The sequence below is a fragment of the Terrabacter sp. P2_E3 genome (assembly GCF_056403915.1).
The window spans coordinates 411,175-425,652 of sequence record NZ_JBFUEN010000003.1 but is presented as its reverse complement, the minus strand read 5'-3'; the positions used below and the strand labels follow the sequence as shown (position 1 = coordinate 425,652).

The window sequence follows — 14,478 nt, the reverse complement described above, 5'->3', positions numbered from 1 at the left end:
CCCGGCCGTCCTCCGCGGTCGCTCAGCCCTGGCGGAGCCGTCGGTCGACGACGAGGTAGGACACGCTGGCCGTGGCCAGGTTGCCGGCGCGGTCCCGCACGAAGCACGTGACGGTGTGGCGTCCGAGCCGACGGGTGTTCGGCGCGCGGCCACCGTTGCAGCTCTGGCGGGCGACGCCCGAGAGTGCGTCGGTCGCCCGTGGCACGGCGACGACGACCCCGTGCCGGGGCACGACCGCTGGGATGGCGACCGGGTCGAGCGTCGGCGGCGTGCCGTCGTAGCGGTAGGAGAAGCCGACGTAGGGCGCCGCCCGGCCCGCACCGTCGACACACGTGCCGTAGACGGTACGAGGCACTCCCGAGTCGACGGCGACGACGGATCCGCCCTGGCACGATGCGATCCCGCCGCCGAGGTCCTGCGTCACCCAGTGGTAGCGAGCCGGGGCGGCATACCAGCCGTCAGCGTTCGGGCCACCCTCGATACGGATCCCGCTCGGCGGCGTCGTGATCACGACCGACGATGCCGCGACGGCGCCGTGGCCGCTGCGCGGCGCGCCCTGCACCCCGGTGAGACCGAGTCCTCCCCACGCGAGAGCCGCCAGCCCGGCGACCCAGGCGATGCCGTGGACCGCGTCGCGCACTCGTCCGTCCGTCACGACCGGCTCCCTCGCCCGGGGTGCCCCGTCGACACCCGTCACAGGTCGGAAGGCCGTGAGCCACCGCTGATACGACGCACAGCAGATCGGTGCCCACGTCGCGGGACGGGTCGCCCACGCCGTGACATCGGGGACACGGGCTCGCGGCGTCGTAGTCGTCCGGGCGAGGCGCCCGGATCGACGGTCGGTCCGGCGCCGGGGATGGTGCCGTGGACCACTCGATCAGGCCGGCTCGGCCGAACGGGAGGACGATGGGGACATGAGCACCAAGACGGCCGCACACGCGGCGGAGCTGACGGCGGACCGGGCCACCGAGGTCGAGCGCATCACCGGGCTGCGCCGGGAGTTCACCGAGGTCGTCGAGGCGTCGGCGGCCAACATCGCCGACGACGAGCACGACCCCGAGGGCTCGACCATCGCCTACGAGCGCACCCAGATCGGCGCCCTCATCGAGCAGGCGGAGCGGCACCTCGTCGAGATCGACGCCGCGCTGCAGCGGATCACCGACGGCGGCTACGGCCGGTGCGAGGTCTGCGGCGAGGCGATCCCCGACGAGCGGCTGCGAGCCCGACCCACGGCCCGGACCTGCATGAGCCACGCGGGGACCGCCCTGCGCTGACCGACCGTGCGGCAGCGGGCAGCAGTGAGGGCCCGTCGCCACGAGCCCCCACTGCTGGTCGAGCGTCTAGAGCCGCGTCACGGTGCTGCTGCCACCGGCCGCACCGCCGAGTCGACGACTCCGACGACGTTCACTGCGCGGACCCGGAAGGACCAGGCCTGCCGGGCGATGTTGCCCGTCGTGAAGGTCGTCGAGCCCGCCGCCAGCGCTCCGGACTGCCCGGAGACCGTCGCGAAGCTGTTCGCGCTCCACTGGACGACGTAGCTCGTCTCGTTGGCGACGTCACCCCACGTCAGCGTCACCCGCTCGTTGTTGCCGGACCGGACCGCGGTCGCCGTGGCGATCGTGGGCTGTCCCGGGAGCAGCACCGCCGCCGTGGCAGTGTTGCTCGGCGTCGACTGCCCGGCGACGTTGACCGCGCTGACCCGGTAGGCGTACGTGCTGCCGACCGAGACGGCGCCGTCGACGTAGGTCGCCGTTCCGGTGTTGGCACGCGCAGGCGGGGTCGCGAGCCGGGCGAACGTGCCGCCGTTGACGGAGCGCTCGACGAGGAAGCCGGACTCGTTCGTGGCGTTGTCACGCCACGAGAGGCTGACCTGCGGACCTGCCGCCAGGGTCGCGGTGAGGATCGTCGGAGCCGCCGGCGCATTGACACCCAGGGTGGCCGAGGTCGAGCTCGCCGTCATCGTCGGGATTCCCTTCCCGTAGCCGACCGTGTTCTGGGCGACCACCCGGTAGAGGTAGGCCGTGCTCGGGTTCGACGTGGAGTCGGTGAGCGTCCGCGACTGGTGGACGTTGGTGTCCGTGAGCGGCACGTTCACCGTTCCCACATCCACCCACGTCGTCCCGTCGGTGGACCGCTGGACCACGAACGCCGTCTCGGTGATCGAGTTGTCGCCCCACGTCAGGGTGATGTGGCGGTTGTTGCCGTTGCCCGTCACCACTGCTCCCCCGGTAGCCGGCCAGGTCGCCGTGTTCGGCGGCAGGGCCAGGGACTCGGGACGCATCATGTCCATCTCCTCGTGACTGAGGATGTGGCAGTGGATGACGTACTCCCAGCCCATGTTGACGAGTGAGTTGACGATGGCACCCGTCGGGTTCCCTTGCGGGTCGATGTTGTTGAACCCGGACTGTGATCCGAGGGGCATCATCGGGTTGAGGGCGCGGATCGCGTTCGGCACCTCGAAGGGCACCTGGGGGACCACAGGCCGCAGGGCGACGATGGTGTCCTCGAGCGGGCTCATCCGCACGGTGTCCTTCCAGCCGAGCTCGTTCGCGTCCGGTGGGATGACGATGTTGTCCCACGTGACCCGGTTGAGCACCTGGACGTCGTAGAGGTGGAAGTGGATCGGGTGCGTGTCCACGCCGTTGTGGGTGAAGCGCCAGATCTGCGTCCCGTCCTTGGCGTCCGTGATCGGGGTGACCGCGACGTCCGCTGCCGGCAGGTTGGTGCCGTCGATGAGCTCGGTCGCCGGGTTGATGTACGGGTACAGCGTGACGTTCTGCGCTCCCGGTGCCGGAGGTTGCGCCTCCACACCGAGGTTGGCCTGCATGCGCCCGTAGTCGTCGAACGTCGAGGAGTTCATCTCGTCGTGGATCGCCTTCGGTTCGAGCCCCATCGTCATCTTCGCGGTGGGAGCCGCAAGGGTGTTGAAGCCGAAGGCGCCGGTGTCGTTGACGCGCACGAGGCCGTCGCACCTGGTGACGTTTCCCGTCTTGACGTTGCAGTTGCTGCTGGCAGCAAAGCTCGTCCCATAGGCCGAGTTGTAGGCGGCTTGGCCGACGATCGCCGGGTGCTGGCCGGACTCGAAGACCCCGGATCCGTTCGGCTGGTGCTTGAAGGCGGCGGCGAGCGCCGTCACGTTGAAGGCCGGCGCCGGGGTGGCGGCCGCGATCTTCACCTGCATCACGGTGCGGGTGTTGGGCCCGTATCCCGGCATGACGGTCGGAGCCCCGGTCGGGCTGAGGTCCGGGCCGCCCGTGTAGTAGTCGTACGACGGCACACGTGCCGGGAAGGCAGCGGGTGCGTCGTTGTAGAGGATCAGCGTCTTGCCCGCGAACTTCGAGAAGTCGACGACGACGTCGGCACGCTCCGCCGGAGCGAGCAGCATCGAGTGCTTGTCGACGTTGCCGAAGTCGAAGCGGGTCGGGTCCGTGATCCAGGTCGTCGGCTGCTGGCCGTCGATCACCGCGGGCGCAGGCAGGAAGCCGCCCTCGCTCGCGATCTGCACCCAGTCTGGGCCGGCAGCGTCGTTGTGGGCGTCGGCCGGTGTCGGTGACACCGTCGGGTCGGTCTGCGCGGCAGCCAGCTCGGTCGGGTTCAGCTTGACCTCGCTCTGGCCGTTGCCGTTCGCCCGGGCGGGGTCGGCCGTGTACCACTGGAAGTTGAAGAACCGGTCGTTCGCGGCGTTGAGCAGCCGCATCCGGTACGTCTTCGGCTGCAGGGTCATGGTCGGGTAGGCGACACCGTTGACGATCGGGGTGTCGTTGAACTGCTCCATGCCGGCCGACACGTTGGGCGTCCCGGGGATCTGCTCCGGCTCGCAGAACGGGTCGGTCTGGTACTGCCACGTCGACGGGTCGTCGAGGTTGCAGCTCGGGTCGTAGTACGGGTTCGCGATCGGTCCGTACGTCGTGCCCGTGGCCGGTGGCCAGAACCACGGTCCGTACATCCACCGTCCGTAGGCGCTCAGCCCACCGGGGTCACCCGGGTTCTGCGCCGGCATGTAGACGTGGTGGTACCAGAAGCTGCCCTTGGTGCCCCATCGCTTCGCGTCCCACGTCGGATCCTGGCCGTATGCCGTGACCTTGCCGTTGGCGTCGACGGTGTCCTTGAGCTGGGCGTCGCCGGGCACGAAGGTCCGGTCCTGGACGATGAGCGGCAAGGTGTCGGCGGCGGTCGGGATCAGGCCCGCGTTCACGAGCGCCTTCTCGGTGTTGTCGGTGATGGTGTAGCCGGCGGCCTCACCGGCATACACGTTGAGACGCGTGATGCCCCACGAGTGGTCGTGGTAGAACATCAGCCGCGCGCTCTGCTGGTTGGTGTAGTAGAACGTCGAGCAGCCATCGTCCTTCGCGGCACAGACTGCGGGAGAGCCGGAGTTGGCCGGGTCCGACAGCATGTCGGGGACGTTCTGCACGCTGACGCCCTGCGGCCACGAGGTGCTCTCCCCGGCGGGCGTGATCCACTGGTGCGGCGTGCCGTCGCTGATCCACGGGGTCGTGCCGCCGTGCAGGTGCAGGGTGGCTCGGTTGTCCTTGAAGCAGTCGACGGCCTTCGGCTCCTGGGTGCACGCGGGGTTGCGCACGGCGTCGGTCACGGCGCCGCTGTCGACGGGTGCGGGCATGGCCATCGGGCCCATGCCGGAGCCCATCATCGTGCTGTCGGTGGGCAGGAAGAGATCACCGTCGGCGCCCTTGGGCAGCAGGTTGCGGAAGACGATGCGCACCGGACGGTCCTTCGTCGCCGCGATGATCGGGCCGAGCCACTGCGGGGCGGTCACCCCGGTGTAGCCGGAGATGGCCTGCTGGTCACCGTTCTGCAGCTCGTTGAAGAGGGTGACGTGCCGGCCCGGGACTGCGGTCGTCGAGAGCTGGACGTAGCCGCGGACGAGGGTTGCCGGAAGGTCGGACGAGAACTTCGTACGGTACTGCACGAGACCGATGACGTACTCGTCGGCGACCTTGCCGTTGTACGTCTTCGCCTCGGGGACCGCCAACGGGATGAACTTGTTGTCGGGCCCCATGGCTGCGTCCGTCCCCTGCACCTGGGCGATGGCGGGACAGCCGGATCCGTCAGCCTTGGGGTCGCACGTGACCGGCAGAGCGTCCTGGAACTTCTTCATGCCCGCCGTGAGGTAGCCGCTGCCGGCATTCGTGACGGTGACCGAGTCGAGCGATCCGACGTCAGTCGTCACGGCGCCGGTGGCACCCGTTCCGCCTCCGGTCGGGTCCGTGACAGCCACCGTGGCCGCGGTGTATCCCGAGCCCGGGACGTCGACAGCGAGTCCGACGAGCTTGAGCGTCGCGGTCGCCGCGGCTGGGGTCGACCCGCTGATGGGGTCGGAGAGCGTCCCGTCGAGGATCCTGACGGCCGGTGCGGTCGTGTAGCCCGAGCCGGGGTCCTCCACCGTGACCTTCTGGACCACGCCGCCCACGAGGTCGGCCTGCTCGACGTGACCGGTGGCACGCGTGCCGTTCGGGTCGTCCGGGAGGTCGATGAGGACGGTGGGCATGGTGTAGCCCGCGCCGCCGTCCGTCAGGGCCACGGCGTCGACGCCACCGGAAGGCGTCACGCTGGCGCCCGTCCCGTCGCCTGCCACGGTGGCGACGAAGCCGGAGTAGCCCGCGCCCGCGGCGGTGACCGACGCGGAGACGACCGCGCCGGTCGCCTTGACCGTCGCGGTCGCTGTCGCCTGCGCCCCGCCGGCGACGGTCGGCGCGTTGATGGTGACGGTGGGCGAGGTGTAGTCGTGCCCCGGAGCTGTCAGGTTGATCGCACCGATGCTGCCGTCGGGTCCCACCTGTGCCACGGCGGTCGCGCCTGCTCCGGTGCCGGCGTCAGTGATGCTGACCGTCGCCGTCGGCAACGTCAGGGGGCTGTTGGCCCAGTTCGGCCAGGGCCCGAAGTAGTGGGGAACCTTCGACGCGTCCGTGGGTCCCGTCGGTGGCGACGCTGCCGCGACCGTGGCCGGCACCACCCCCGCCTGCAGGCCCAACGCGAGCACCGTCGCGGCACTGGCCACGATCGCCGACAACCATCTTCTCGGACTGCTACCTGGCATCTTCCCCACCTGCCCCGTGACCTACTTCGCATGTCCAGCGAATTCACAAAGGTTAGACAGGAATGGGGGTCTGAACGTCCACTTTCTCTTGGATTGAAAATGCGAAACCTTTTGCGCCACAAGCGATTCCGGAAATGGATTTCGCGTGTCCGCATTCATGCACAATCGTGCTCAGGTTCGGCAAAACGGGACACTTGCCAAGCCCAGAGAGGGACGAAGCTCGCATACGACGAGGACGTGTGACGAAGCCCTCTTCGCCTTTTGCCGCGGCCGCCCACACAGCGATCTACCGTCGAGTCATGAGAAGGAAAGGATGGACCTTCCTCTCGAACCACGGACACGTTCTGGTCTGCCTGGCGGACGACCCGGACATGTTGCTCAAGGACGTTGCCTCCAACATCGGGATCACCGAGCGGGCAGTCCAACAGATCGTGGCCGACCTCGAGGGGGGCCGCGTGATCACTCGGCACCGCGAGGGGCGGCGCAACCGCTACGTGGTCCGTCGCGAGGTGCGCTTCCGCCACCCCCTGGAGGCAGGACTGCGCGTCGGCGACTTCATCGACCTCGCCCGGCGCCGCCCCCGACTGCGGATGACGGACGCACCCCCGCACCTCACCCCCGCGCGGGAGCGCGAGCGCGACGTGCAGTGACGCCGTCGTGGGCGTCCACCTCCGTCAGCGGACGATCCGGACGTTGAACATCGGCGTGCCGAGGGCGCCCATCAGACGCAGCCAGACCGGCAGCAGCATCTCCGTGCCGCGGGCCGTCGTGATGTCGCCGAGGTCGATGACGTCCTCGTGACCGAACTCGGTGAGCAGGGCCGTGACGGCGGCCTTGGCCTTGGCGTCGTCGCCGGACACGAAGACGCTGCTGCTCTCGGGCAGGCCGGCCGGGCGCACCATGAGCTCTGCAGTCAGCGTGTTGAGCGCCTTGACGACCCTGGCGTCGGGGAAGGCACGCTGGATCTGCTCGCCGAGCGAGTCGGAGTCCTTGACGAAGAGGGTGGGCGGCATCCCTGCCGAGAAGTCGAGCGGGTTGGCGATGTCGAGCAGCACCTTGCCGGCGAGAGCGTCGGCACCGGCGAGGCCGAGCACCGCGAGCGAGGCGTCGCCGCTCGTCGCGTTGACGACGACCTCGGCCGAGGCTGCGGCCTCCGCGAAGGTCGCGAGCGAGATGCCCGGGTATGCCGTCGCCCACGTCGCGAAGGCGGCGTTGCCCATCTGGTCGGGCTCGGTGCGCGCGAGCGTGCTCGCCGGGTCACGCGTGCCGATGGTGACCGCGTGGCCGAGCTCGTCGAGACGGGACGCGATGGTGCGACCGACGGAGCCGGTGCCGAGAACTGCGTAACGCATGGGAGGTCCTTGGGTGTCGAAACAGAATAGACAGATCTGTCTACTTACCGGGACGCTAGCAGACAGATCTGTCTACTCGCAAGGTATGATGGCCCCATGGCACGGACAGCGAGCGCGGCTCGGCAGCGCATTCTCGACACGGCCTTCGCGCTCTTCTACGCCCACGGCATCCGCGCGGTCGGGGTCGACCGGATCATCGCCGAGTCCGGGGTCGCCAAACAGACCTTCTACAACCACTTCCCGGCCAAGGACGACCTCGTCCTCGCCTACCTCGACGTCGTCGACACGACCTGGTCGGGCCAGCTGCACGCTGCTGCCGAGGCGGCCGGCCCGGCGCCCGCCGACCAGCTCGTCGGGCTCTTCGACGCTCTCGACACGGCCTGCCGTCGCGACGGCTACCGCGGGTGCGCCTTCATCAACGCCGCGGCCGAGAACGAACCGGGCACGGCGATCCACGCCCGGACGCTCGCCCACAAGGACTCGGTGCGCGGCTGGGTGCGTGGGCTCGCGGTCGACGCGGGAGCACCCGATCCCGACGGCCTGGCGCGCACCCTCACCCTGCTCCTCGACGGCGGACTCGCGAGCGGCTCGCTCGATGCCCTGCCGGACGCACCCCGCGCCGCCAAGGCCGCGGCCGAGGCGCTCGTCAGCGGGGCGACCGCCTCGCACTGAGCGACCTCGAACCGGTCCGCCTCAGCGACGCCGGTCCGCCTCAGCGCCCCGGCAGCTCTGCGGCGCTCCTCAGCGCAGGCCGGCCGCGATGCGGTCGAAGGCCTGGTCGATGTTGCGCTCGAGACGACCCGAGCCGCCGTTCTGCTGGTGCTCGATGCAGGCGCGCACGGCCGCGATGGCCACGGCCACCGTCAGGCGCGCCTCGAGCGACGCGCCCGGCTGCACGCCGAGACGACGCTCGAGCGCGGCCGTCAGGGCGTTCTCGATGCGGATGTTGTTGCCCACGAGCGCCGGGGCGAGCGACGGCTCGCCGAGCAGGATGCGACGACGCCGGGCCCGCAGCTCGCGGTCGATCGACGCGGGCGCGAGCATGCCTGCGAGGATCCGACGGAGGGACTCGAGCGGCGTCTCGCCCTCGACGTCCTGCTCCAGCGCGGCGGCATACGACTCGAGCTCCTCGGCCGTCGTGCCGATGACGGCGGCCTCCTTGGACGGGAAGTAGTTGAAGAACGTGCGGGCGCTGACGCCGGCCCGGGCCGCGATCTCCTCGGTCGTGACGGCCGCGAAGCCCTTCTCCTCGACGAGGTCGAGGGCGGCGAGGTTGAGCGCGCGGCGGGTCTCGCGCTTCTTGCGCTCCCGCAGGCCGCACGACTCGTCGGTCAGCAGGTCCGTGCTCATGCCCCCATCGTGACACGTTCACTGCATGGACTGCAATTTTGCAGTGACTGCACTTTCGGCGTACCGTGGCGGACATGCCACAGAAGACCCAGGGGGTAGCCACGGACACCGCGACCACATCAGCCAGCGAGGCGACTGTCACCAAGGCGCCCGGACTCGACCGCCCGACCCGCAACATCTTCATCGCACTCATGCTCGGCATGCTCGTGGCGTCGATCAGCCAGACGATCGTCGGTCCGGCGATGCCACGCATCGTCGCCGAGCTCGGCGGCATCGACCACTACTCGTGGCTCGCCACGGCCGCCATGCTCGTCAGCGCGATCACCGTCCCCATCGTCGGCAAGATGAGCGACCTCTACGGTCGCCGCGGCTTCTACCTCGGCGGGCTCGTCGTCTTCATGGCCGGCTCGATCCTCTCCGGCTTCGCCCAGAACTTCTGGTGGCTCATCGCGGCCCGCGCCATCCAGGGCGCCGGCATGGGCACGCTGATGCCGCTGTCGCAGACGATCATCGGCGACATCATCCCGCCGCGTCAGCGCGGCAAGTACCAGGGCCTCATGGGCGGCGTCTTCGGCCTCGCCTCGATCCTCGGCCCGCTCGTCGGCGGCTTCGTCACCGACAACTGGGGCTGGCGCTACCTCTTCTTCATCACGCTGCCGGTCGGCGTCTTCGCCTTCTTCGGCATCAGCCGCTTCCTCCACCTCGAGCACACGCCGCGCGAGACCGTCGTCGACAAGGCCGGCATCGCCGCGCTCTCGATGACCCTCATCCTGCTGCTCGTGCCCACCTCGCTCGGCGGCACGACGCTCGCGTGGGGCTCCCCCGCCATCATCGGCATGTACGCCGCCGGCATCGTCATGCTCGGCGTCTTCATCGCCATCGAGCGCAGGGCCGTCGAACCGGTGCTGCCGCTGCGCCTCTTCAAGAGCCCGCTCTTCACGCTCTCCAACATCGCGGCCTTCATGGTCTCCGTCATGATGTTCGGCGCGATGATCTACCTCCCGGTCTACGCCCAGGGCGTGCTCGGCGCGTCGGCCACCAACTCGGGTCTCATCCTCATGCCGATGTCGGTCGCCATGATCGGCCTGTCGATCATCTCGGGCCTCGTCATCACCAAGACCGGCCGCTACAAGCTCCAGACCATCGTGGGCATCCTCATCATGGGCGTCGGCTTCTGGCTGCTGACCCAGCTGCACTACGGCTCGAGCCAGACCGAGCTGACGCTCTCGATGATCGTCTTCGGCATCGGCCTCGGCATGGCGCTGCAGGTCTTCACCCTCATCATCCAGAACTCCTCGCAGCGCAAGGACCTCGGCGTCGCGACGGCGTCGACGCAGTTCTTCCGCAACGTCGGCTCGACCGTCGGCACGGCCGTCTTCGGCACGATCATGACGAGCGGCCTGGCCGGCAACATCGCCTCGCACCTGCCCGCCTCCGTGGTGCAGCAGATGCAGGCGTCCGGACAGCAGGTCAGCGCCGGTTCGGTGCTCGACCCGTCGGCCCTCGCCAAGCTGCCGCCGCAGATCGCCACGGGTGTCCAGCAGGGCCTCGCCGACTCCCTGCACACGGTGTTCGTCTGGGGTCTCGTGCCTTTCGCGCTCGCCCTGCTCGCCGCGCTCTTCATCAAGGAGGTGCCGCTGCGCGACACCGTGCACACGCCCGACGAGGCCGGCATCGAGCTGCTCGACACGATGTCGCAGTCTGCCCCTGACGACGAGCTCAAGGTGCCGCTGGGCCGCGAGGCCGGCAACACGCGTACGCACGAGCGGCTGCTCGGGCTGCGCCTCGGCCTGCTCGCCGACTCGGCGCTGCGCGGCGACCGTCCCCTGCTGACCCAGGCCGTCAGCCGACTCGGCGAGGGCGACCTCGACGCCGGCGCGGCGCTGCTGCACCGCACGTCGCGGATGCTGACGACCGAGGACGCCACGCTCGCCGCCGAGACCGAGCGGTTCGCGGTCGAGGTCGCGGCCCGGGCCAAGGTGCCCGGCGGCATCCTCGACGAGGCGCTCAAGCGCGAGCTCGCCACGGCCGTGGCCGAGCGCGACGCCCGCACCGTCATGACGACGGTCGAGCCGACCGTCGCCGAGCGCCACGAGGCCGTCGACATCCGCCTCCTCTCCGCCGTCGGTGACGACCTCACCGCCGCCTACCTCGTCGACCGGCAGAACGCCAGGGTCGCCGAGCAGGCCGAGGCGTTGGTGCGCTGACCGCGCCCCACTCCCCGACCTGACCCGTCGAGAGGCCACCTGTGGGCTCCTCCGACACATCGAGAGGCCAGTTCTCCCCACCGAGAGCTGGCCTCTCGACTGCGTCCAGGCGGCCCGACGTGGCCTCTCGAACGGTGTGAGGGAGGGGCGTATGCCGTCCGGCCGGCCCACGCTGGGAGATGGGCGCGCGCTCGGGTACGAGCGGGGCCGCATACGGTGTCGGGATGAGCAAGGTAGCCCTCGTCACCGGCGCGTCCTCCGGCATCGGCGAGTCCATCGCCATCCACCTCGTCGAGTCCGGATGGACGGTGTATGCCGTCGCCCGCCGCATCGAGCGCATGGCCGCGCTCGAGTCGCGCGGCATCATCCCCTTCGCCATGGACGTCACCGACGACACGTCGATGGTCGCGGGGGTCGACCGCATCATCACCGAGCAGGGGCAGATCGACGCCCTCGTCAACAACGCCGGCTACGGCTCGTACGGACCGGTCGAGCACGTGCCGATCGACGAGGCGCGACGACAGTTCGAGGTCAACGTCTTCGGGCTCGCCCGCCTCACCCAGCTCGTCACGCCGCACATGCGCACGCGGCGTCGCGGCCGGATCGTCAACATCTCCAGCATCGGCGGCAAGATCTACGAGCCCCTCGGCGCGTGGTACCACGCCACGAAGTTCGCGGTCGAGGGCTTCAGCGACAGCCTGCGCATCGAGCTCGCCCCCTTCGGCATCGACGTCGTCATCGTCGAGCCGGGCCCGATCATCTCGGAGTGGAACACCATCGCCCGCGAGAGCATGGTCGAGCAGTCGATCGGCACCGTCTACGAGGACCTCGCCCGCCGGATGGCCGTGATGTTCGAGCGCGTCGACACCCCGCGGATGAGCTCCGGGCCCGAGGCGGTCGCCGAGAAGGTGCTCAAGGCGCTGGAGGCCGCGAACCCCGCGGCGCGCTACCCCGCCGGACGCGGCGCGCGCGCCATCGTCACCGCGCGCCGGCTGCTGCCGGACCGCGCCATGGACGCCGTCATGAGGCGCGCCCTCTCCGGCTGACCCGTCCACCGTCCCGACGTCGAAGGGCCACGAACCGGTACCGGTAAGTGGCCCTTCGACGGTCGGGTGGGTCAGGCGGTGGCCCGAGCCGTGGGGTGCCAACCGCTGCGCGCCATCGACAGCAGACGCTCGAGCAGCCGCCAGTCCTCCTCGACCGGCGGGGGGCCGCCCCGCTGCCCCGCCGGGCCGGGGCGCCCCGGCCCCGTGGTCCCCTCGGGGTCCGCACCGGCCGGCCCGGCCGGGAGCGACACCGCGACGTGGAGGCGGACGACGGCGTCGACCAATGCCGACAGCGGGTCGTCGTCGGCCTGCCTCGCGCCGTCCAGGAGGCGGCCGAAGACCTCGCGGACCCCGGGTCCGGGCGTGCAGCCGAGCTCGTCCGCGAGCAGCCGCCGGCACTCGTCGTAGGCGCGCAGGCCCTCCGCGTAGCGGCCGCGCTGCTCACAGCACTCGAGGACGACGCGCCAGGCGGCCTCGTCGTAGGGGTCGGCGGCGAGCGCCTCTCTCGCCCAGCGGTGGGCACGGTCGAGGTCTCCCGCGTCGAGGGCCACCCCCGCCGCCTCGGCGAGGGCCCGCAGCACCTCGGCGTCGAGCTCCTCACGCGCCTGCTCGATCCAGTCGAGGTGCTCGTCCGGCAGGAGCAGGCCACCGGGGCCGCCGGCTCCCCCGAGGGCATCGAGCACGTCGAGGACGTCGAAGGCAGCGACCCAGCCGCGCACGGCGGCCGGCCCCGAGCAGGCGCGCGCCCGGGCGGCCAGGCGCCGGAAGCGGTGGACGTCGACGTCGACGAACGCCGAGTCGAGCAGGTAGCCGCCCGGCTCCGTGCGCACGGCGCTGCCGAGCCCCGGCGCCAGGGCGTCGAGCCGCTTGCGGACCAGGCTGACGTAGCCCTCGAGGGTGCTCAGGGCGCCCGCCGGTGGGGCGTCGTCCCACAGCAGCCGCACGAGACTTGCCTTGCAGACGGCCTGGTCGGGCCGCAGCAGCAGCGCGACGAGGATCTGGCGCGGTTTCGCCCCGCCGAGCTGGCGCGGTCCGATCGACCGGTCGCCGACCGACACGCGCAGGCTCCGACACAGTGTGAGCTCGGCTCGCACGGGTCCCTCAACCCGTGCTCGCGCCCCCAGGCTCGAGTTCGTCATGTCAACCCCTCCCTTGACTCCTCCATGGTCGGGCGAGGAGGCGGCCTGCGGGCTCCACCACGTGCGGGGAGGTCGGACCCGAAGATTGGGGGTGAGCAGTCGGCTCACTTCACGAACACGGCGCCGTTCATCTGCTAGCCCATGCCCGAGCTCGTGGGGCTCTCCGAACGAACGACGTCGAACCACCCCGCCTGGCTCGACGCCACTCCGACCACGGTGACGGCCAGCACGGCGGCCACCGCGAGTCGGCCCAGGTGCTCGGGCCGGAGGCGGCGGACGGCGCCGACCGGGACGCCGCGCAGCAGGACGACGACGAGGACGAGGGCCACGAGCTCCAGGAGGCCGGCAGCGATGTCGGGGAGCCCGACGGCCTCGGGGACGCCGGGGTCGGGACCGACCGGCAGACCCCAGGTGCGCGACCACGCCCACACGACGAGTGGACCGGCCGAGAGCGCGGCCACGACGAGCAGGAGGCCGCGAGCGGGCGCGGGCCACCGGAGCACGAGGAACGCCGCCACGGCCTGGGCGACCGCCAGCGCGACGAAGAACCAGGCCGCGGCGACCCACTCCTCGAAGTGCTCCGGCACGACCGCCAGGTGGATGAGCGCACCACCGACGAGGGCCAGGGCCAGGAGCCGCCGCCGCTCACCGCAGGCGTCCAGCGACCGACTCCGGGCGCGCGCCGACCGGACGGAGTCCAGTCGGCCGCCGTGGAACATCGTCACCCACGCGACGGCTCCGAGGTTGGTGACGAGCAGGAGCACGGCTCCGAGCCCGGTGGCGCGCAGCTGCAGCCACCACGTGTCCTGCCGCAGCCGCTCGATGCAGTCCGCTCGGCAGTCGCCCCGCATCGAGGCCATCGTCTCGAGCTGGCCCGACTGGAGGTGGAAGTCGTACGCGGCCCCGACCGCCATCTCGACGGCGCCGACGAGCGTGGCAGCCACGACGACGAGCCCCGCGGTCAGCAGCAGCGGCGCCCGTCCCCGGTCGCCGTGTCGTCGGTCCGACACGTGCACGGCGAGCGCCAGCGCGGCGAGGACGGCGCACACGTAGACGGGCACGAGGACGGTGGACTCGTGCCACCAGGTCGTGAACGGGCCCTGCCCGCGACCGACGGCGCCGACCGCACCGCGCATCGAGGTCACCCAGAAGCCGTCCGCGTAGGCCAGCACCACCGCGAGGGGCAGCACCGTCGCCCAGGGGACGGCGCGTCGGCGCCCCGGGACGGTGGGTGGGGCCGCGACGACGGTCGAGGAGGTGGTCATGGCAGTGCCTTTCCTTCCCAGTGGTGGACCACGGCGTAGGCCGTGTCGTGGGCGTCCACGC

At 70.8% G+C, this 14,478-nt stretch carries 11 protein-coding genes; 5 read left to right on the top strand and 6 right to left on the bottom strand.

Features of this window, described 5'->3' with window-relative positions:
* Positions 1–22: 22 nt before the first annotated feature.
* Positions 23–655: a hypothetical protein gene (locus AC1DW8_RS05220; RefSeq protein WP_478092392.1), complete on the bottom strand. Its 633-nt coding sequence runs from the start codon at positions 653–655 to the stop codon at positions 23–25.
* A gap of 259 nt (positions 656–914) precedes the next feature.
* On the opposite strand from AC1DW8_RS05220, the gene AC1DW8_RS05215 reads away from it, so the two are divergent.
* Positions 915–1,274 carry a TraR/DksA C4-type zinc finger protein gene (locus tag AC1DW8_RS05215; RefSeq protein WP_056774367.1) on the top strand — a complete coding sequence of 120 codons (360 nt, stop codon included), beginning with the start codon at positions 915–917 and terminating at the stop codon, positions 1,272–1,274.
* 77 nt (positions 1,275–1,351) lie between these two features.
* Here the strand turns inward: AC1DW8_RS05215 and AC1DW8_RS05210 are convergent, their stop codons facing one another.
* Positions 1,352–6,019: a multicopper oxidase domain-containing protein gene (locus AC1DW8_RS05210; RefSeq protein ID WP_478092390.1), complete on the bottom strand. Its 4,668-nt coding sequence runs from the start codon at positions 6,017–6,019 to the stop codon at positions 1,352–1,354.
* Between the two features lie 338 nt (positions 6,020–6,357).
* On the opposite strand from AC1DW8_RS05210, the gene AC1DW8_RS05205 reads away from it, so the two are divergent.
* Positions 6,358–6,708, top strand: a complete 351-nt coding sequence (locus AC1DW8_RS05205) for an AsnC family transcriptional regulator (RefSeq protein WP_478092388.1) — start codon at positions 6,358–6,360, stop codon at positions 6,706–6,708.
* Between the two features lie 24 nt (positions 6,709–6,732).
* Here AC1DW8_RS05205 and AC1DW8_RS05200 read toward each other — a convergent pair whose 3' ends face one another.
* A complete protein-coding gene (locus AC1DW8_RS05200; protein ID WP_478092387.1) occupies positions 6,733–7,410 on the bottom strand; it encodes an NADPH-dependent F420 reductase in 678 nt (225 codons plus the stop codon).
* A gap of 96 nt (positions 7,411–7,506) precedes the next feature.
* Here AC1DW8_RS05200 and AC1DW8_RS05195 point away from each other — a divergent pair, with 96 nt between their 5' ends.
* The gene (locus tag AC1DW8_RS05195; protein ID WP_056774373.1) at positions 7,507–8,082 is read left to right on the top strand and encodes a TetR/AcrR family transcriptional regulator; all 576 of its coding nucleotides are present in this window, start codon (positions 7,507–7,509) and stop codon (positions 8,080–8,082) included.
* A 69-nt stretch (positions 8,083–8,151) separates the two neighbouring features.
* On the opposite strand, the gene AC1DW8_RS05190 is transcribed toward AC1DW8_RS05195, so the two are convergent.
* Positions 8,152–8,760 carry a TetR/AcrR family transcriptional regulator gene (locus tag AC1DW8_RS05190; protein WP_056774375.1) on the bottom strand — a complete coding sequence of 203 codons (609 nt, stop codon included), beginning with the start codon at positions 8,758–8,760 and terminating at the stop codon, positions 8,152–8,154.
* A gap of 65 nt (positions 8,761–8,825) precedes the next feature.
* On the opposite strand from AC1DW8_RS05190, the gene AC1DW8_RS05185 reads away from it, so the two are divergent.
* Entirely contained in the window at positions 8,826–10,967 is a 2,142-nt protein-coding gene (locus AC1DW8_RS05185) for an MDR family MFS transporter (protein ID WP_478092384.1), read from the top strand.
* A gap of 224 nt (positions 10,968–11,191) precedes the next feature.
* On the top strand, positions 11,192–12,013 hold the full coding sequence (locus AC1DW8_RS05180) for an oxidoreductase (RefSeq protein WP_478092382.1): 822 nt from the start codon (positions 11,192–11,194) through the stop codon (positions 12,011–12,013).
* A 71-nt stretch (positions 12,014–12,084) separates the two neighbouring features.
* Here the strand turns inward: AC1DW8_RS05180 and AC1DW8_RS05175 are convergent, their stop codons facing one another.
* Positions 12,085–13,071, bottom strand: coding sequence for an AfsR/SARP family transcriptional regulator (locus AC1DW8_RS05175; RefSeq protein WP_478092380.1), 987 nt, complete (start codon positions 13,069–13,071; stop codon positions 12,085–12,087).
* Between the two features lie 215 nt (positions 13,072–13,286).
* Positions 13,287–14,417: a hypothetical protein gene (locus tag AC1DW8_RS05170; protein WP_478092378.1), complete on the bottom strand. Its 1,131-nt coding sequence runs from the start codon at positions 14,415–14,417 to the stop codon at positions 13,287–13,289.
* Between the last annotated feature and the right edge of the window lie 61 nt (positions 14,418–14,478).